General features: G+C 41.1%; 19 protein-coding genes. All 19 read right to left on the reverse strand.

Going from position 1 to position 18,315, the window contains the following annotated elements:
* Nucleotides 1-29 precede the first annotated feature (29 nt).
* Nucleotides 30-1,406, reverse strand: coding sequence for an NADH-quinone oxidoreductase subunit N (locus tag AAH582_RS24115; protein WP_046673087.1), 1,377 nt, complete (start codon nt 1,404-1,406; stop codon nt 30-32).
* A 17-nt stretch (nt 1,407-1,423) separates the two neighbouring features.
* Nucleotides 1,424-2,866 carry a complex I subunit 4 family protein gene (locus tag AAH582_RS24120; RefSeq protein WP_343320809.1) on the reverse strand — a complete coding sequence of 481 codons (1,443 nt, stop codon included), beginning with the start codon at nt 2,864-2,866 and terminating at the stop codon, nt 1,424-1,426.
* Between the two features lie 14 nt (nt 2,867-2,880).
* Nucleotides 2,881-4,803 (reverse strand): NADH-quinone oxidoreductase subunit L, encoded by a 1,923-nt coding sequence (gene nuoL, locus AAH582_RS24125; protein ID WP_343320810.1) that lies wholly within the window; start codon nt 4,801-4,803, stop codon nt 2,881-2,883.
* 19 nt (nt 4,804-4,822) lie between these two features.
* Nucleotides 4,823-5,152 (reverse strand): NADH-quinone oxidoreductase subunit NuoK, encoded by a 330-nt coding sequence (gene nuoK, locus AAH582_RS24130; RefSeq protein ID WP_046673084.1) that lies wholly within the window; start codon nt 5,150-5,152, stop codon nt 4,823-4,825.
* On the reverse strand, nt 5,152-5,649 hold the full coding sequence (locus AAH582_RS24135) for an NADH-quinone oxidoreductase subunit J family protein (RefSeq protein WP_046673083.1): 498 nt from the start codon (nt 5,647-5,649) through the stop codon (nt 5,152-5,154). Before AAH582_RS24135 ends, nuoK begins: the two co-directional genes overlap by 1 nt.
* Before the next feature lie 11 nt (nt 5,650-5,660).
* Entirely contained in the window at nt 5,661-6,170 is a 510-nt protein-coding gene (locus tag AAH582_RS24140; protein ID WP_046673082.1) for a NuoI/complex I 23 kDa subunit family protein, read from the reverse strand.
* 13 nt (nt 6,171-6,183) lie between these two features.
* Nucleotides 6,184-7,227, reverse strand: coding sequence for an NADH-quinone oxidoreductase subunit NuoH (nuoH, locus tag AAH582_RS24145; RefSeq protein ID WP_046673081.1), 1,044 nt, complete (start codon nt 7,225-7,227; stop codon nt 6,184-6,186).
* An 8-nt stretch (nt 7,228-7,235) separates the two neighbouring features.
* Entirely contained in the window at nt 7,236-8,255 is a 1,020-nt protein-coding gene (locus AAH582_RS24150; RefSeq protein WP_046673080.1) for a 2Fe-2S iron-sulfur cluster-binding protein, read from the reverse strand.
* A gap of 30 nt (nt 8,256-8,285) precedes the next feature.
* Nucleotides 8,286-9,641 carry an NADH-quinone oxidoreductase subunit NuoF gene (gene nuoF / locus AAH582_RS24155; protein ID WP_046673079.1) on the reverse strand — a complete coding sequence of 452 codons (1,356 nt, stop codon included), beginning with the start codon at nt 9,639-9,641 and terminating at the stop codon, nt 8,286-8,288.
* Nucleotide 9,642: 1 nt separating this feature from the next.
* Nucleotides 9,643-10,164, reverse strand: coding sequence for a complex I 24 kDa subunit family protein (gene nuoE / locus AAH582_RS24160; RefSeq protein WP_046673078.1), 522 nt, complete (start codon nt 10,162-10,164; stop codon nt 9,643-9,645).
* Nucleotides 10,157-11,392: an NADH-quinone oxidoreductase subunit D gene (locus AAH582_RS24165; protein WP_046673077.1), complete on the reverse strand. Its 1,236-nt coding sequence runs from the start codon at nt 11,390-11,392 to the stop codon at nt 10,157-10,159. Before AAH582_RS24165 ends, nuoE begins: the two co-directional genes overlap by 8 nt.
* 10 nt (nt 11,393-11,402) lie before the next feature.
* Nucleotides 11,403-11,900: an NADH-quinone oxidoreductase subunit C gene (locus AAH582_RS24170; protein WP_376778180.1), complete on the reverse strand. Its 498-nt coding sequence runs from the start codon at nt 11,898-11,900 to the stop codon at nt 11,403-11,405.
* Nucleotides 11,901-12,452 (reverse strand): NADH-quinone oxidoreductase subunit B, encoded by a 552-nt coding sequence (locus tag AAH582_RS24175; RefSeq protein ID WP_046673075.1) that lies wholly within the window; start codon nt 12,450-12,452, stop codon nt 11,901-11,903.
* Between the two features lie 61 nt (nt 12,453-12,513).
* Nucleotides 12,514-12,888 carry an NADH-quinone oxidoreductase subunit A gene (locus AAH582_RS24180; RefSeq protein WP_046673074.1) on the reverse strand — a complete coding sequence of 125 codons (375 nt, stop codon included), beginning with the start codon at nt 12,886-12,888 and terminating at the stop codon, nt 12,514-12,516.
* A 118-nt stretch (nt 12,889-13,006) separates the two neighbouring features.
* Nucleotides 13,007-14,806: a tetratricopeptide repeat protein gene (locus AAH582_RS24185; RefSeq protein WP_070560965.1), complete on the reverse strand. Its 1,800-nt coding sequence runs from the start codon at nt 14,804-14,806 to the stop codon at nt 13,007-13,009.
* A 25-nt stretch (nt 14,807-14,831) separates the two neighbouring features.
* Nucleotides 14,832-15,758, reverse strand: a complete 927-nt coding sequence (locus AAH582_RS24190) for a PstS family phosphate ABC transporter substrate-binding protein (RefSeq protein ID WP_231585229.1) — start codon at nt 15,756-15,758, stop codon at nt 14,832-14,834.
* A gap of 328 nt (nt 15,759-16,086) precedes the next feature.
* Complete coding sequence (locus AAH582_RS24195) at nt 16,087-16,974, reverse strand: energy transducer TonB (RefSeq protein ID WP_046673070.1); 888 nt, start codon at nt 16,972-16,974, stop codon at nt 16,087-16,089.
* A gap of 32 nt (nt 16,975-17,006) precedes the next feature.
* Nucleotides 17,007-17,564 (reverse strand): ExbD/TolR family protein, encoded by a 558-nt coding sequence (locus tag AAH582_RS24200; RefSeq protein WP_046673069.1) that lies wholly within the window; start codon nt 17,562-17,564, stop codon nt 17,007-17,009.
* A 24-nt stretch (nt 17,565-17,588) separates the two neighbouring features.
* Complete coding sequence (locus tag AAH582_RS24205) at nt 17,589-18,251, reverse strand: ExbD/TolR family protein (protein WP_046673068.1); 663 nt, start codon at nt 18,249-18,251, stop codon at nt 17,589-17,591.
* Nucleotides 18,252-18,315 lie beyond the last annotated feature (64 nt).

Genomic DNA, 18,315 nt, shown 5'->3' on the forward strand with positions numbered 1-18,315 from the left:
TTGAAGAATCCACAGGTTTAACAGAAACTTTATATTAATTTTAAAACACAGTCTGGATATACCCCAATTAAAATGGTAAGCACTACAGCAAGGAATAATACAAATGAATAATTCCATTGCACATTGACACAGGATTCTTCACTGTCTCTAAAGTACATCGCAACAACAACCTTCAAGTAGTAATACACGGCAATTCCTGCATTGATTACAGCCAATACAAGCAAAACAATATGATAATTTTCCATAACAGAAGAAAACATCATAAACTTACCGATAAATCCAGCTGTCAGTGGTATACCCGCGAGAGAAAGCATTGCTATCGTGATGGCAAATGCGAGCAAAGGATTTCTCTTGCCCAAGCCATTGAAAGCTTCAAAATGTTCGGAGCCGGTCGTTTTCTTAACCAGGATTAATCCCGTAAAGGCGACAATGGTTGCCAGCGAATAGGCGAGACCATAAGCAAAGATACTATTAGCCGAAGTAGATCCAACTGCTACAATCGCAAATAACATATACCCCGCATGCGAAACACTTGAATAAGCAAGCATACGTTTGAAGGAAGACTGCATTAATGCAGAAATATTTCCAACAAATAAGGTGAGAATGGCGATCACTAAGAAAACCGGAGTCCAAAAATCTTGCAGAGGCAATAGACTATAACTGAATAAACGTAACAATCCAGCAAAAGAAGCAACTTTAACGACGGTGCTCATATAACTGGTAATCAATATCGGAGCCCCATCATAAACATCTGGTGTCCAGAAATGAAAGGGAACAGCGCCCACTTTGAACGTCAGTCCCACAATGAGAAGCAATATACCCCCATAAAACAAAGGCGAAATTGTCTGCGGGTTATTGACAACATAGTCTTTGATTTCACTTAAATCAAATGATCCTGTGGCACCGTACAAAAGGGCAATACCAAACAATAGAAAGCCCGTAGAGAAAGCCCCCATCAAAAAGTATTTTAATGCAGCTTCATTTGATGCTTTGTCTCTTTTACGTATACCCACCAAAATGTAAAGCGCTACAGACATAATTTCAATACCTAAAAAAAGCATTGAAAAATTATGATAACTATTCACAAGAACAGCACCTGTGAGGGAGAAAATTAATAATGAATAGTATTCCGCAATTTGCCCCTCCTCATCAAAATATCCCTTTGAGATAACAAAAATGCACAAGGTAACTGCGATACATAAGATTGAGAAAGCAATAGCAAAATGATCAAAATGAACCATCCCACTATAGAGCGGTCCACTGGTCGAAGTCCAGTCATTCCATAAAAAACCAATAGCGACCAAGAAGCCAAGAATAGAAACAGGCAGTAGCATAGATTTCATCTTGAATAAACCAAGATAAAGGACGACTAATGCTAATATCGAAAGTGTAATTATTGCACCCATACAATTAAATATATCTATTATCTGCCTAAAAATGTACTTAAAACTTCCACGGAACCTGCAGAAAGGTTCAATAGGAAATTAGGGAATATACCAATATAAAGGATCAAGACGGAGACGACTGTCAATACAATAAGTTCCGTTCCTTTTACATCTTCAAATTGTACAGTTTTTTCGGTCGTTTCCCCCAACATCGTTCCTTGGTAAAGCCTAAGGATATAAACTGCGCCCAGGATTAAGGTTAGCCCCGCGAAAACGGCAAACCAAAATCCATACTGAAAAACGCCTTTCAATAACAAAAACTCCCCAATGAATCCATTCGTTAATGGTAAACCCACTGCCCCCATACAAATAATCATAAAGAAGATCGCCAAGCGCGGCGCCTTGCTTGCTATTCCGCCAAGCGCTCTGAGACTACGTGTCTGTGTGCGCTGCTGTATAATATCCAACACATAAAAAAGCCCGATCACAGAAATACCGTGATTCAACATTTGAATAGTTGCACCACTCAGGCCATTCGTATTCCATGTGAAGACACCGGCACTAATTAAGCCAACGTGGGCTATTGACGAATACGCGATCAATCGCTTCACATCGTCCTGTTTAATTGCGATAACAGAAGCATAAACGATCCCGATAACGCATAAGATCATCGCAAAATGCCCGTACAAAGCGACACCAGCTGGTGCGATAGGCAATAGCCAACGCATTAAACCGTAAACCCCCATTTTGAGCATGATACCTGCCAACAACATCGTGCCTGCCGCTGGCGCATTTGTATACGTATTGGGTTGCCAAGTATGAAAAGGAAAAATTGGTATTTTGATGGCAAAAGCAACAAAAAATGCCCAAAATAACCAGCGCTGCGTATTTTCCCCCAAATCTAATGCAATAAATGAAGTCCATTCAAAATCACGGTTGGGCACTTGTTGATAGAGATAAAGAATACCGACCAACATTAACAGACTGCCCAAAAAAGTATAAATAAAGAATTTTAAATTGACGCGAATACGGTCTCCTTCACCCCAGAGTGCACAAATAAAATAAATCGGAATCAAGGCAATCTCCCAACCTACATAAAAAGTAAAGGCGTCCAAGGCCATAAACACGAGCAATAAGCCCGCTTGCATAAAAGCCATTAATGCATAAAAGTTTCCTTTATAATCCTTTTTAAAGGTTGTAGCAATAATTAGAGGCATCAATCCATTCGTCAATAAGATCAACGGCAAGCTAATTCCGTCAATGCCGATATGAAAATGAATATGCAAGGAAGAAATCCATAGCCAATTTTGTTCAAATTGCATTCCGCCATTTGTGTCAAAAGTACAGAGGAACGGAATAGTCAAAGCCAAAGATAGTAATGATAAAATCAAGGCAATAGACTTTGCAGCATTGGTCTTTAAGAACGTTAGAATCAATGCGCTTATTAACGGCAATAAAATAAGTAAAAACAAGTTATCCATCGATTATACCAAAATTAAAGACTCAACAATCCATAGATGAAAATGGCAATCACCCCAATTACCATCATCAATAAATAAAAACCAACATTACCATTCTGGAGCAACCGCAATACCTTTCCCGTATCAAATGTTGCCTTACCGGCACCGTTAACAACACCGTCAATACCACGTTGATCCACGACATTTCCGAAGAAAGCCGAGAGCCAATTGATCGGACGTACAATGATACTATCGTAGAGCTCATCCACGTAAAACTTATGGTAAGAAAGATTACCCAAGAAACCACGCGTACCTTCGCCCTCTTCCTGTAACTGTTGTCGTTTGACGTATTTATTAAAAGCCAAAGCAACCATAATCAATACCCCAACCACAGAAACGCCCATTAGTAAATATTCCGTACTGTGTTCCAAATGATGAGTTGCAGGCATTATCGCTTTTCCCTCTGAAAACACTGGTGTCAGGAAATCCTCAAGCCAATGATTACCACCCAAAACAGCTGGTAAGTTGATCACTCCTCCAACCACAGAAAGTATAGCCAATACGATGAGTGGCACTGTCATACTCTTTGGAGATTCATGCAAATGATGCTTTTGCTCTTCCGTACCACGGAATGTTCCAGAAAAGGTCATAAACAACATCCTGAACATATAGAAAGCCGTCATTAATGCACCAATAAAACCCAGACCCCATAAAACTGGACTCGCAGCAAATGCCCCTGCCAATATTTCGTCTTTGGAAAAGAAGCCGGAGAAGGGTGGAATTCCTGCAATCGCGATTGTCCCCATCAACATCGTCAGATAAGTAATAGGCATTGCTTTCTTCAAGCCGCCCATTTTTCGCATATCCTGTTCTTCACTCATACCATGTATAACAGAGCCGGCCCCCAGGAATAGTAAGGCTTTGAAAAAGGCATGCGTCAATACATGGAAAAACGCTCCCGTAAATGCTCCGACACCAAGGCCAAGAAACATATAACCCAATTGTGAAACGGTGGAATAAGCCAATACTTTCTTAATATCATTTTGTGTCAATGCTATCGCAGCAGCCAATAGGGCTGTACAAATAGCGATCACAGAAATGAGCTGCAAGGTAAACGGTGAAAGGACAAACAGGACATTGGAACGTGCAATCATATAGATACCGGCCGTAACCATCGTTGCCGCATGAATCAGGGCCGACACGGGGGTCGGGCCAGCCATGGCATCTGGCAACCAGGTAAACAAAGGTATCTGCGCCGATTTACCTGTTGCAGCAATAAACAACAAAATGGTAATGCTAACGACTGTGATATCACCAACAGCAAAATTCTTGGCCGCAGGAAATACAGTCGAAAATTCTAAGGATCCAAAAGTGCCAAGTATTAAAAATACCGCAAGTAGAAAACCTAAATCGCCTATTCTATTCATCACAAATGCTTTTTTTGCCGCATTTGCATACGAACTATTCTTATACCAAAAGCCGATCAATAAATAAGAACATAGCCCTACACCTTCCCAGCCGATAAACATGACCAGATAATTAGATCCCAATACCAATAGCAACATAAAAAAGATAAAGAGATTCAAATAGGCGAAGAACTTACCAAATCCATGATCATGATGCATATAACCAATCGAATAGACATGGATAAGGAAACCAATCCCTGTAACGATCAGGAGCATGATGGCACTTAGTGGGTCTACCAAAAAGGACAGACCGATCTTGAGATTGCCCACCGCAATCCAGTCAAATACATGTTGTTCTATAATACCTGCTTGTCCAGCTTGTCTCGCTTGGTAGACTTCGGAGAAAAGAATACAGCTGCATACAAAAGAAATAAGCACTACAGCGCTGCCAACAGCACCTATCATACCTTTGGAGAAGGCATTCCTACCCAATCCGTTCACAATAAACCCGATTAAGGGCAAAAGGGGAATCAACCAAACTAATTCACTCATCGTATTTATTTCTTAAGTTCTACCAACGAAGTTTATTTAAGGAATCGATATCCACAGACTTCGTATTCCGATATACCATAATAATAATCGCTAGGCCTACGGCAACTTCTGCCGCTGCCAATGCCATGATAAAAAAGACAAAGACCTGTCCGGACGAATCGCCATGCTGTACTGAAAAAGCAGCTAAAAGAAGATTCACCGCATTCAGCATCAATTCAATAGACATCATAATAATGATGACGTTACGGCGAATAAGAACACCGATAACACCAATAACGAAAATAATCGCACAAAAAATCAGATAATGATTTATTGGCACCCCCTGCAACTGTTGAACAACTGTTTCCATTAGATTTGTTTAGGTTCTTTCTTAGCTAATAATATTGCTCCAATCATTGCCGTCAATAACAATAATGATGATAACTCAAAAGGAAGCAAAAATTCGTTAAACAACACCTTACCCAGATTCTTAACCAACCCGATTTCTGGATTAACAACAGTCAAGGGATTAGAAATATCAAATACACGGTATACCCCGAAGAAAGTCACCAATAGGCAACAACCGGCTATAACGCCCATAAACTTAACCAGATTGGATTTCATGGGTTCGGTATCCTTGTTCAGGTTGAGCAGCATCAGTACAAATAAAAACAACACCATGATGGCTCCCATATATACGATGAAATTCACCACAGCCAAAAACTGTGCATTCAAAAGAATATAATGTATTGTAAACGTAAAAAACGTAATGACCAGATACAGTACACTGTGTACAGGGTTTTTTGTAAAAATGGTCAGCAGCGCAAAGAAAATAGACAAGAAGGCTACAAAATAAAATACTGTCATAATTTCCCGGTTTAGCTCTTTAATTTGGTAATATCAAAAGTTGGTTCCACCAATTTATCTTTTCCATAGATAAAATCCTTACGGAGATAATCTGCTGTCACATGCGGTCCATCCAGATAGATCGCTTCTTTCGGACAGGCCTCTTCACATAGACCACAGAAAATACAACGCAACATATTGATTTCATATACCGACGCATACTTTTCCTCGCGATAAAGATGTTCTTCACCTTTTTTCCGCTCGGCGGCAGTCATTGTAATCGCCTCTGCCGGGCAAGACAAAGCACATAATCCACAGGCTGTACAGCGCTCACGCCCTTCCTCATCACGTTTGAGCGAGTGCTGCCCCCTAAAATTTTTCGAATAAGGTCTTATTTCCTCCGGATATTTAATGGTTGGAATTTTCTTAAAAAAATGCCTTAATGTAATGCGCAAACCTTTGATAATAGCCGGAAAGTAGATTCTTTCCGAAAATGTCATCGGTTTTTGTTCAATTACTTTTTTACGATTGGTTAGTTGCATAAAAAGTCCTTTCTTATGAGAAATAAGTATCTTTAATCAATGTAAATACACCTGTGAGTACAATATTGGCAATGGCCAATGGAATCAGCATCTTCCAGCCCAGATTCATCAATTGATCGTAGCGGAAACGTGGTAAAGTCCAACGCACCCACATAAAGAAAAAGATAAACAGCAATATTTTAATGAAGAATACCACTACCCCGATGATCGTGATCATATTGGCCGACCATCCCAGATCATTCATAAAAGGGAAATTATAACCGCCAAAATAAAGTGATGCCATGAGCGCCGAAGAAACAAACATATTGATGTATTCGGAGAACATATAAAGGCCCAATTTCATGGAAGAATATTCCGTATGGTAGCCACCGACAAGCTCTGTCTCACATTCCGGTAAATCGAAAGGAACCCGATTACATTCGGCAAAAGCACAGACCATAAAAATGATAAAACCCAACGGCTGTGCCCAGATATTCCAATTGACAAAACCCGACTGCTGCGCAACAATTTCCTCTAGCGTCAATGTGCGCGTGACCATCAATAAAGCGATCAGTGATAACCCCATGGCAATTTCATAGCTGATACTCTGTGATGCTGCACGAATTGCCCCCATAAGCGAGAACTTATTATTGGAAGCCCAACCGCCCAGCATAATACCATATACACCCAATGCAATCACACCAAACATATACAACACGCCGACATTGATACCTTGCGCAACTTGCAAAGAAACCGTACGGTCTCCTATTTGCAATTCCTGTCCCCAAGGAATCACGGCCGAACTGATACAAGCGGTTATAATTGCTATCGTAGGTCCTACGATAAAAAGTACTTTATGCGCGCCCGCAGGGATAATTTCTTCCTTAAAAAAGAACTTACCACCATCGCAAAGCGGCTGTAAGATCCCAAAGATACCAGCCCGATCGGGACCATAGCGATCCTGCATAAAACCCGCAATTTTTCGTTCTGCAAGTGTCGAATACATCGCAATCACCAAGGTGATAACAAAAATAACAGACACCAGTATTAATTTCTCTATGACAAAAGACCACTCCATGTTTGTGATTATTTCAATTTTTCTGTTCTAGCCAACTGTTCGCGATTTTGTTCCTGAAGTATCGGATTTTCCTTAATGACTTTTGGCGGATTAAATAATTCATAATGATTGGCAGAAATAACAGAACGCGGATCGATTTCTGTCGGTTCCTCTAAGATCCAATCGCTCGTTTTTTTCTGATCAAAGCGGCAGGTATTACAGATAAACTCTTCCACTTCACCAAACTCATCCTTCCGTGCTGTCACCCGAATGACCTCCTCACCTTTATACCATAAGGTTACTTTGCCCGAACATGTCGGACAATCACGATGTGCATCGACAGGCTTCGTAAACCACACCCGATTTTTAAAACGAAAAGTTTTATCTGTCAAGGCCCCCACAGGACATACATCAATCACGTTGCCAGAGAAATCATTATCGATTACATTTTCGATATAGGTCGATATCTCGGCATGATCACCACGACCTAAGATGCCATGTACACGTTGATCAGTCAACTGATTGGCGACATAAACGCAACGGTAACATAGGATACAACGGTTCATATGCAATTGGATCTTGTCCCCCAAATCAATGCGTTCGAATGTCCGTCGATCGAATTCGTAACGTGTATTGGCACTGCCGTGTTCATACCCAAGATCCTGCAATTTACATTCACCAGCCTGATCGCAGATCGGGCAATCTAAGGGATGATTGATCAATAAAATTTCAACAACGCCCTTTCTTGCTTCCACCACCTCTGGCGAAGTAATATTTTGTACTTCCATACCGTCCATCACCGTCGTACGACAAGAAGCCACCAATTTCGGCATTGGCCTTGGATCCTTTTCAGACCCCTTGGAGACTTTGACCAAACAGGTACGGCATTTACCGCCACTGCCCTCCAGTTTGGAGTAGTAACACATTGCCGGAGGAACTATATCGCCACCGATTTGTCTCGCTGCATTTAATATGCTTGTCCCAGGAGCAACCTCTACCGGTATACCATCGATGGTGACCTTAAACTTTATATCTTCCGCTTCTGCCATGATATGATTAATTTATCGTTACAGCTTCTATTATGATACTATTGGTTGTAAAGGATCGGCATAATGTGCCAGTCCATAATTCCGTGTTTGTGACTCTTCCGGATGAAGGATATGCCATTCAAATTCATCCCTAAAGTGTCTTATTGCTGCTGCCACAGGCCATGCTGCCGCATCCCCTAACGGACAGATTGTATTGCCTTCAATTTTCCGCTGCACATCCCACAGCAAATCAATGTCTGACATCGAGCCGTGACCGCTCTCGATCTTATGCAGCACCTTCTCCATCCAACCTGTTCCTTCACGACAAGGCGAACATTGACCACAGCTTTCATGATGATAAAAACGCGCAAAATTCCAGGTATTACGCACCACGCACTGATCCTCATCAAATACGATGAAACCACCCGACCCGAGCATTGTCCCTGTTTGGAAACCACCATCCGCCAATGACTCATAAGTCATCAACCGGCTATTTCCTGCCGCAGTTTTCAAGATCAAGTTAGCGGGTAGGATTGGAACCGAAGAGCCTCCAGCTACGACAGCTTTCATTCGTTTCCCATTGGCAATACCACCACAATATTCATCCGAGTAAATAAACTCTTCCACAGGCAGACCAAGTTCGATCTCATAGACCCCTGGTTTTACAATATTTCCGCTAGCGGAAATTAATTTTGTCCCGGTACTACGCTCCACGCCGATTTTAGCATATTCTTCACCGCCCAAATTGATAATGGGCACTGTGGTTGCAATAGACTCCACATTATTCACCACTGTCGGGCAGTTATATAAACCTGCTATTGCCGGAAAAGGAGGCTTAATACGTGGGTTACCTCGCTTACCTTCTAAGGACTCTAATAAAGCTGTTTCCTCCCCACAGATATACGCACCGCCTCCAGGTTGAACATGGATCTCCAGATCATAGCCCGAACCTAAAATATTTTTACCCAAAAAACCTTTTTCCTTGGCTTCAGCAATAGCACGCTCCAGAATTCTGATCTGTGGCATCATCTCTCCACGCACATAGATATACGATGTATGAGCTCCTAAGGCGAAGCTGGATACAATCATTCCCTCAATGAGCGCATGTGGGATGTGCGTCATCAAATAACGGTCTTTGAATGTCCCTGGTTCAGACTCGTCGGCATTACAGACCAAATAGCGTGGCACGCCTTCAGGCTTAGCCAAAAAGGACCATTTCATCCCCGTCGGGAATCCAGCACCTCCACGGCCACGTAACCCAGACTTCTTAACCTCTTCAACGACCTCCTCAGGAGACATGGTCTTCACTACTTTTTCAACAGCAACATAACCACCTTTTTGTCGATAGACCTCAAAGGTATTGATGCCAGGAACATCGATATGAGTCAACAAAAGTTTACGTGCCATATTATTCTGTTTTAGCTTTTAAATTATCAATCAATTCGTCGACCTTATCTTCTGTCAGATTCTCATAGAATGTATATTCAGGTCCGATCTGTAAGACTGGTCCAAAACCACAGGCGGCCAAACATTCTACACCACGCCAAGAGAAAAGCCCGTCGCCTGTAACCTCGCCTTCCTTTACCCCCAGCTTTTGCGCTAAATGCCCCATGATACGCTCTGCACCGACCAAACAACAAGGTCCTGTACGACAAATCTCCAGTACATATTTCCCTTTAGGTTGCAACAAAAACATGGTATAGAAGGTTGCCACCTCATACACCTCAATAGGCAATATATTCAGGTAAACAGCCACCTTATCCATCGCATCTGCGCTAACCCAGCCGTATTCCGCCTGAACCAAATGTAAAATGGGCAATAAGCCTGATTTCTGCTTTCCTTCGGGGTAACGGCTTACCACTTCTCCAAACTTGGCTAACAATTCTGGAGAAAAGTTTACATTTTCATTATGTTGTTTTACACTAAGCATCTAATTCTCCAGCTATAACGTTAAGACTACTCATATTTATAATGGCATCTGAAATCAGCATCCCTGCGCTCATTGGCGCAAACATTTGATAATTGACAAAAGAAGGTCTCCTAAAATGAAGACGATAAGGTGAACGTCCTCCATCATGAATCAAATAAAAACCAAGTTCACCATTTGCACCTTCGACCGCATGATAGACTTCGGCTTTTGGAGTGTCCACCTCACCCATGACGATTTTAAAATGGTAGATTAAAGCTTCCATATTGGTATACACCTGTTCTTTCGGCGGTAAATAGAAATCAGGAACCTCTGCATGGAAAACACCTTTAGGTTCTTTTTCAATTTTCGCTAATGCCTGCTCTATAATCCGAAGTGATTGCCACATTTCGGCATTTCGAACCATGAAACGGTCATATACATCGCCTGTCGTGCCAACAGGTACGTCGAAATCAAACTCATCGTAGGAACAATAAGGGTTCTGAACACGCACATCATAATCGACGCCTGCGGCCCGCAAAATAGGACCAGACCAGCTATAATCCAAGGCGTCTTCCGCTGTGACAGCAGCAACGCCTGAAGTCCGCTCAATAAAAATGCGGTTACGAACAAACATTTCTTCGAACTCCCGTAATACAGGAGGATAGCGTTTCAAAAATTCCCGTATTTTCTCGAAGGCAATTGCATTGAAATCTCGCTCAAATCCGCCGATACGGCCAATATTAGTCGTTAAACGCGCACCACAGATTTCTTCGAAGATTTCATAGATAAACTCGCGCTCTTGCATCACATACAAGAAGCCCGAAAAGGCCCCGGTATCCACACCTAAAATGCCATTACAAATAATATGATCAGCAATACGGGCAAGCTCCATGACAATAACCCGCATATACTGTACCCGTTTAGGAATTTCGATCTTGAGCAGCTTTTCTACCGTCATATGCCAGCCCATATTATTGATTGGCGCCGAACAATAATTCAGACGGTCGGTCAAAGGCGTGATTTGATAAAAAGGCCGATGTTCAGCAATTTTTTCAAATGCACGGTGAATATAACCAATCGTGGAAACTCCGCTAACAATTCGTTCGCCATCGATTTGCACGACATTCTGAAATACACCGTGCGTGGCCGGATGTGTGGGACCAATATTTAGGGTAATCAACTCATCCTGTGGATCATTATCATCAAAGACAGGTTGATTAGCTGTTATCTTGCTTATAAATTCGCTCATATCGTATAAATTAACGGCCGAAATACAAATCTTTCTTATCTACGCGATTTGGATCCTCTAAAGGATATTCCTTACGCATTGGAAACACCTCCATATCATCTACATTCAAAATTCTTCTCAAATCGGGATGTCCTATAAAATTGACACCAAAAAAATCGAAGGTTTCACGCTCCATCCAATTTGCACCTCTCCAAACGACTGTTGCCGTTGGAATCTCAGGATTTGGTCCATGCAAAAAGACCTTCACGCGAATTCGGATATTATGAACGAGACTTTGAATATGATAAACTACAGCAAATTCCTTTTCTAAATGCGGATAATGTACCGCCGTAATATCCGTGAGATGAATAAACTGCAATTCGTTATTCGATTTTAAGAAACGAAGTACATCAATCACGTCTTCCGTATCAACAACAATGGTCAATAGATTGTGTGCATCTTGAATTTCTGTAATCTTTCCCGGAAAATTTCCTTGGAGCTTATCCAATAAAAAACTGTTTTCCATCATCTATTTATTTGTATGTATTCCGTACTTTTCAAGCAGCGCTTTGTATTCGGGCGTATTTCTCCGGTTCAATGATTCATTCTTTACAATATCCTGCAGACGCAATACACCATCTAAAATTGCTTCTGGACGGGGAGGACAACCGGGCACGTACACATCAACCGGTATGATTTCATCGATACCCTGTAAGACAGAATACGTATCAAAAATACCACCACTCGATGCACAGGCCCCTACAGCGATTACCCAGCGTGGTTCTGCCATCTGTACGTAGACTTGCCTTAGTACTGGCGCCATCTTTTTAGCGATCGTTCCCATCACCAAAAGCATATCTGCCTGGCGGGGTGAGAAACTAGGGCGTTCAGCGCCGAATCTGGCCAAATCGTAAGTAGAGCCCATTGTTGCCATAAATTCGATACCACAACAGGATGTCGCAAAAGGCAAAGGCCAAAGCGAATTAGCCCGGGCCAAACCGATAGCTTTATCCAAACTCGTCGCAAAAAAACCTGCGCCTTCTACTCCCGGAGGAGCTTCTGCCAATTTTATATCACTCATGAAAAGTCGATTTATAGGTTTAAGTATCATTGACCCAAGGAGCCAACGACCAACGGGACGTTTAGTCCCAATTCAATGCTTTCTTCTTGATCACATAGATAAAGCCCAACAAGAGCAATCCCATGAAAATAAACATCTCAATCAAGCCCTGCAATCCCATCTCCCGGAAGTTTACAGCCCACGGGTACATGAAAATGACTTCAACATCAAAAATCACAAACAGGATAGCCACCAAGAAATACTTGATGGAGAAAGGCTGCCTGGCATTTCCGACAACTTCAATCCCCGACTCAAAAGCCCCAAGTTTGTTTTCGGTACGGACCTTTGGCCCGATAAGATGTGTAATAATTATGGTACCTACCCCAAATCCTACAGCAACTAGAAGCTGTATAAATATCGGCAAGTAGTCTATCGGCATACTATTGGCTTGCTCCATCTCAATTCAATTTATATTGGTAACTGTCTCTAAATATAGAGATTCCACGGTAAAAAACAAAACAAAAAAGGCGTAGATATTACGATCTACGCCTAATTTAGAATGATTTTACTTAAGCCTATTTGATCCCTTGTAAATAGCCTTTAACAGCTTCATTCGTTGGATCTATTGCCAATACTTTCTGGAAGCTCTCCTTCGCTTTAGGAAGATCTTGCTTCACATAATAGTAAAGACCGATATAGGTATTCGCATCGATTAAATAATTTTTATTTTTCTCTTGCGCACCACGTTGATTGATTGTTTCAATCAATTTTTGGAAGGATGCTACGAAATCACCTTTAGGCTGCTCCAGATTGTCCGCAGTTAAAGCTGCAAAAGCCTTGTAATAAAGCGCATTGATCAGATATTTATCCTGTGCTTCTTTATTGTCTGTCGTTTCAATAACGGATAAGAAAGTCTGTGATTTTTGCAAATCGGCAATTGCTTTGTCTCTCAATTCTTGATTAACGACAACTTGCTCTTCGTTTTTACTACCGGCATCTTCTTTAGCACCAATTTGATAGTAAGCTTCTCCAGCATAGTAATTTGCATCATACAAATATGTTTTATTGTCTTTGTAAGAAGCAACTAGCTCGAATAGAGAGGCCGCTGTCTGCAATTCTTGCTCCTGATATTTAGCAAAAGCCAACTCGGCTGTTTCACCCAAGAGCTCTTTGTCCAAATCAATTGCTTTCTTAATATCAGCGATACCTTTTTGAATATTTGCTGTATTTTCTGCCGTCAATACCGGAGCCGCGGCTGCTGTGCTATCCGCCCCGCCAGCGGCATGTTTTGGACTGTTAGCCGCAATTTCAGACATTCCTAGGTACATATAATCCAATGGAATTACACGGTCCTTTTCCATTTTGCTGAACATCTGGTTTAAGTAATCCAACGCTTTTGGATAATCTTTCGCTTTTTGGAAGGCGATATAACCCAAATAACGGTAGATCTTTGGATCTACAGAAGGATTTTTAGCTAATTCCTCAGAAACCACTTTCAAATCGTCGTATTGACGTGCATATACCAAGAAATCGGCGTAACGGATTTTAGCTTCCAGTGAATTATCGCCTGCAACTTCTAGATATTTTTTGTATTGCTCAACACCTTTTTTATTTAACTCGACATATTTCTCGTCAGAAGTGCCCGGTAGTCTAGACCATTGGTTGTATGTTTCAGCCAACTCACGGTAAGTAGGTGCGTAAGCCGGAGTTTCTGCTGCGATAGCTTCCAGTTGCGTGATAGCCTCATCAAAAGCTTGCGCACCGCGTACGATCACCGCCTGTCCAACTTTCGCTTGTACTGAATTTGGGTCGATATCAGTTGCTTCACCATAGCTTGTATAAGCCAATGAACCTTCTTTTAAACCACGATACGCATCACCTAATGCGATAGGAACGGCTACGTCTTTTTTGTTTTTCTCTTTCGCCTGTGTCAGGTATTCCAACGCTTTTGCATAATCAGGCTCAGGAGCATTAATATAAGCACGACCGATTTCCAATAATGGCTCGTAATCTTTTTTACCTAATTTTGCTGTCGCCAAAGCGAATTTAGATTCAGCGCTTGCTTTATCCTTTTTCATTAAGTCAACATAACCCAAACCTACATTATTGATCGTAGCCTTTGGATCAGCAGCCAAACCTTGGTTGAAAATCGCAGCGGCAGAATCCGCTCTGTCGTTTACCAAATAAATTTGACCCAAATAGAAATAATTATCTCCATTCTTAGGTTGCTTACTCACTAACTGTTGAAGGATAGTTTTCGCTTTACCATAATTCTCAGCCTCGATGGCTGCTCTAGCATCTTTCAAACTTTGTGCACTTACTGTGCCCACAGATCCGGCCAATAAAAGACTAAATAATAATTTGCTGTTTGTCATAATCTATTTTTGTACTATTTATTATCTATTTAATATAACTTTCATCTCTAATAATGATCTCCCGTCCAGGCATGGTGGCAGGAACCAATCCCGCCTTTAATACGATGCGTTGTCCACGATCACCTGTCAAAAAAGCACTGAAGCCCAAACCTAGGCCCATATTCGGCTGATAGTTCATAATGTAGACAGGTCTGACAAAAGGATATAAGCCATCAGCAATAGTCGATTGAGATGGTTTATAAAAACTGACCTTTTCGCCCTCCTTACCCACACTTCCGATGCTCAATGTACGAATTTTATCCAATAAATTCGAATTTTTTTCGATAGCCTTTAAATACCAATTGTAGCCAATGACGCCCACTGTATTCGCTTGCTCGCTGACATATTTCATGACATCTTCACTATCCTTCATTGCAGAAACAGCCTTCGGATCAATTTTGTTCAATTTGAAATAGTCTTTCAAATAGCGTAGAGTACTCGAATTGGCATTATCAAAGATCAACCGTTGTCCAGCTAAGTTACCTTCCAACAAAGACTTAACGTCGTTTTGTGGCATTATAGTATCAGCGCTGTTACGATTATTAATCAGTACAACAGCATCCGAAGCCATTTGAAATATCTTTGGCTGAATACCGCGCTTCTTAAAATAGCTATCTTCCTCATTGCTCAATTTCCTAGTCAATACAACCACATAAGCCGAATCAGACAGCAATGCATTTACAGCTCTAATTTCCGGTCTCGCCATCAATTCCAAACTTGAATTTGGATAAGAACTTTCAAAAACATCCGCTGACTCCTGAATAATGGGCAATACGGTCTGATCAACAATCACCGGAAGCTTCCCTGTAAGAATGTCCTCACCTTCCTTTGCACTCTTCGTTTTATTTTTGCAAGAGACAAATACGCCCATACAGATGCCCAGCACCACAAGAACCATTTTATATTTTCTCATACGATACATCATAAAATAAGACAGTTTAAATAAAGAATAGTTTAACTTTTGAAGAGAGTTTTGGCTGTAGCTAAAAGAAAGAGGCGATCAATTAAAATTATTTTGCCAAAGTCGTACAAACCGCATAAACGAATACAGAATCAATACGACACCAAAAATTGTTTTGTAAGTTGGATTAATCTCAATGGGGAAATTATCCCAGAATATAATCAATAGGCCCAAAACAAAGTAAAAGCCAAACATAAAAAGTCCTAAAATAGACAGAAACCGCTTCAGAGGCGATTTCTGTCTATAATTTGAACTATTATTCGAATTAAAATTTGTCATTCTAATTTTGAAGGTTCAATCGAATTGGTAAAGTGTACGCTACGCGAACTGGACGACCATTTTGAATACCAGGTTTCCATTTCTTCGCTTTTTTAAGCAACCTTACAGCTGCATCTCCAGTACCATATTTCAAATCGCGTTTGATATTGATGTCTGTCAAGCTACCATCTTTTTCTACAACGAAGGATACTTCAACGACACCATTTACACCATTTTCAGTTGCTGCAGCCGGATACTCATAGTTTGAAGCAATCCAAGACATAAATGCTTGCATACCGCCTACAGGCGTTGGTTGAACCTCGATGGCATTAAATGGAAGAATTTCATCTCCATTACCATTTGGATCTCCTTTTGCAGCACCCGTGATCGCGCCATCTTGTTTCTTCGAGCCAAACTCACCACGTGCAACGGAAGTACCAGTCGGGCTACCTTTCAAAGTAATACGTGCTGGCGTTTTATTTGGATCCTTCAACTCTTCCTGAGAAGCAACTTCTTCCACAACTTTGTTTGCAGGAGCTACTTTAGGTTCAGGGAAACGAACCAAATCCTCTTTTGGCACATCCATAGCTACTTGCTGAGGTTTTTCTTCCGGTTCTTGCGGAAGCGGCTCCTCTTCTGGTGGCTCTGGTGGTTTGATTTCTTCAAGGTCTTCCAAAGTAACCTCGGTTACTGCTGGAGGTGCTTCAACTGCCTTTTTCGGAAAAATTTTATCTCCGAAAAGACGAAGAAGACTTGCTAGCACTACGAAGCCGATAACGACGAGTAGACCTCTATTAGTCGCTTTAGGCGCAAGTTTACGAAGCTCGTAAGCTCCATATTCCTTGTTACGGCCTTGAAAAACGACATCAAGCCATTCTTTTTTAAAAATATCTAATTTTGACCCTATCATTTTTATTTTAGTTTTTTGTGTCAATCTAATAACTAATCATTATAGATATTGTCACGTTTTAACACTTCCACTTCCTCTGGTGTAATCTTTCCGATCATATAGCGTTTTACGTCTACAATTTTCATCTCATCAAGAATATCAACAAGATTACGTTGCGTACATTTATCACTAGGACGAATGATTACAATCATGTCTTTACCGCCTGATACGCGAGGTACATAAGCCTTTTTTTCCATCAAGACCTTACGAATCCCATCTGCACCGTAACCAGCAACAGTTGGACCTTCGATCGGACGAGCTACTTGACCATATACCCAAGAGACCTTATTGTCAGAACCCAATAAAATTGTCAGGGAACGATTATCTGCTGTAAGCAATTCATCGTTTTGTTGCTCCTTAATTTTATTTTTGTCTGGCATAGCCACATCCATTGCCTGCGGTTTATTTAAGGACGTGGTCAACATGAAGAAGGTGATCAACAAGAAAGCCAAATCCACCATGGCTGTAAGGTCAACCTTACCACCATTCTTCTTGGATCTTACTTTCCCGCCTTTGCCTTTTTTACCACTATCCTGATTTAATTCTGCCATTGTTTGTTCTTATTAAATCGTCAATTATTTCTCCTCAGCACGCATGCCTGTTATGAAACTAAATTTGTTTTGCTTTTGATTACGCAATGTTTCAATAACTAAATTAACCGAAGGATATTTTTCATTCGCATCTGCTTTGATAGCCATTTTTAAAGGTCCAGGGTGCACGAAATTTTTATCGGCGGCCTCTTTTTCTTTATTTACTTCCTCAGCTGCTAGACGGGTATTTTGAACCCAGTAATACAACTCATTTGAAGTATTTTCTGTACTATCAATTGGGATACCAGTTTGCACACCTTTTTCTGTACGCTTACTTCCATCCAAAGCCAACAATGCTTTTAACTTAGACATTGGTACACCGAAGTTTTCCATCAATTTGAAACGATCATAATCTTCTTGTGAAAAGCCAACGCCATACTTTGCTGACATTCTTTCCAATGCTTTTACGCGAACCTGTTGATCAGTCGTACCGAAGAAAACTTTACCTTGATCGCCTATTGTGATCATACCTACATTTGAATCAGGTAACTTATCTTTCGTAGTCGATGCTGGGGTATCCACCGTCAATGCTTCCGGTTGGCGCGCTGTCGCCGTTAAGACGAAGAACGTAAGCAGTAAGAACGATACGTCACACATCGCTGTCATGTCGATCGACGTACTGGCTCTTTTTACTTTTGCTTTACCCATTTTAAATTCTTCCTTTTAAATTAAAAACTCAATCTTCTATCCTATGATGCTTTTGATTTTTGAT

The sequence above is a fragment of the Sphingobacterium multivorum genome, from assembly GCF_039511225.1.
Lineage (GTDB): Bacteria > Bacteroidota > Bacteroidia > Sphingobacteriales > Sphingobacteriaceae > Sphingobacterium.

Bases quoted from the DNA above. Each gene is read 5' to 3' on its own strand.
- AAH582_RS24115 (WP_046673087.1), bottom strand. From the start codon at position 1,406: ATGGGTGCAATAATTACACTTTCGATATTAGCATTAGTCGTCCTTTAT.
- AAH582_RS24120 (WP_343320809.1), bottom strand. From the start codon at position 2,866: ATGGATAACTTGTTTTTACTTATTTTATTGCCGTTAATAAGCGCATTG.
- AAH582_RS24170 (WP_376778180.1), bottom strand. From the start codon at position 11,900: ATGATGGAAAACAGTTTTTTATTGGATAAGCTCCAAGGAAATTTTCCG.
- nuoK (WP_046673084.1), bottom strand. From the start codon at position 5,152: ATGGAAACAGTTGTTCAACAGTTGCAGGGGGTGCCAATAAATCATTAT.
- AAH582_RS24175 (WP_046673075.1), bottom strand. From the start codon at position 12,452: ATGAGTGATATAAAATTGGCAGAAGCTCCTCCGGGAGTAGAAGGCGCA.
- AAH582_RS24135 (WP_046673083.1), bottom strand. From the start codon at position 5,649: ATGACAGTATTTTATTTTGTAGCCTTCTTGTCTATTTTCTTTGCGCTG.
- AAH582_RS24200 (WP_046673069.1), bottom strand. From the start codon at position 17,564: ATGGCAGAATTAAATCAGGATAGTGGTAAAAAAGGCAAAGGCGGGAAA.
- AAH582_RS24165 (WP_046673077.1), bottom strand. From the start codon at position 11,392: ATGAGCGAATTTATAAGCAAGATAACAGCTAATCAACCTGTCTTTGAT.
- AAH582_RS24185 (WP_070560965.1), bottom strand. From the start codon at position 14,806: ATGACAAACAGCAAATTATTATTTAGTCTTTTATTGGCCGGATCTGTG.
- AAH582_RS24150 (WP_046673080.1), bottom strand. From the start codon at position 8,255: ATGGCAGAAGCGGAAGATATAAAGTTTAAGGTCACCATCGATGGTATA.
- AAH582_RS24140 (WP_046673082.1), bottom strand. From the start codon at position 6,170: ATGCAACTAACCAATCGTAAAAAAGTAATTGAACAAAAACCGATGACA.
- AAH582_RS24180 (WP_046673074.1), bottom strand. From the start codon at position 12,888: ATGGAGCAAGCCAATAGTATGCCGATAGACTACTTGCCGATATTTATA.
- nuoL (WP_343320810.1), bottom strand. From the start codon at position 4,803: ATGAGTGAATTAGTTTGGTTGATTCCCCTTTTGCCCTTAATCGGGTTT.
- AAH582_RS24190 (WP_231585229.1), bottom strand. From the start codon at position 15,758: ATGAGAAAATATAAAATGGTTCTTGTGGTGCTGGGCATCTGTATGGGC.
- AAH582_RS24195 (WP_046673070.1), bottom strand. From the start codon at position 16,974: ATGATAGGGTCAAAATTAGATATTTTTAAAAAAGAATGGCTTGATGTC.
- nuoF (WP_046673079.1), bottom strand. From the start codon at position 9,641: ATGGCACGTAAACTTTTGTTGACTCATATCGATGTTCCTGGCATCAAT.
- AAH582_RS24205 (WP_046673068.1), bottom strand. From the start codon at position 18,251: ATGGGTAAAGCAAAAGTAAAAAGAGCCAGTACGTCGATCGACATGACA.
- nuoH (WP_046673081.1), bottom strand. From the start codon at position 7,227: ATGGAGTGGTCTTTTGTCATAGAGAAATTAATACTGGTGTCTGTTATT.
- nuoE (WP_046673078.1), bottom strand. From the start codon at position 10,164: ATGCTTAGTGTAAAACAACATAATGAAAATGTAAACTTTTCTCCAGAA.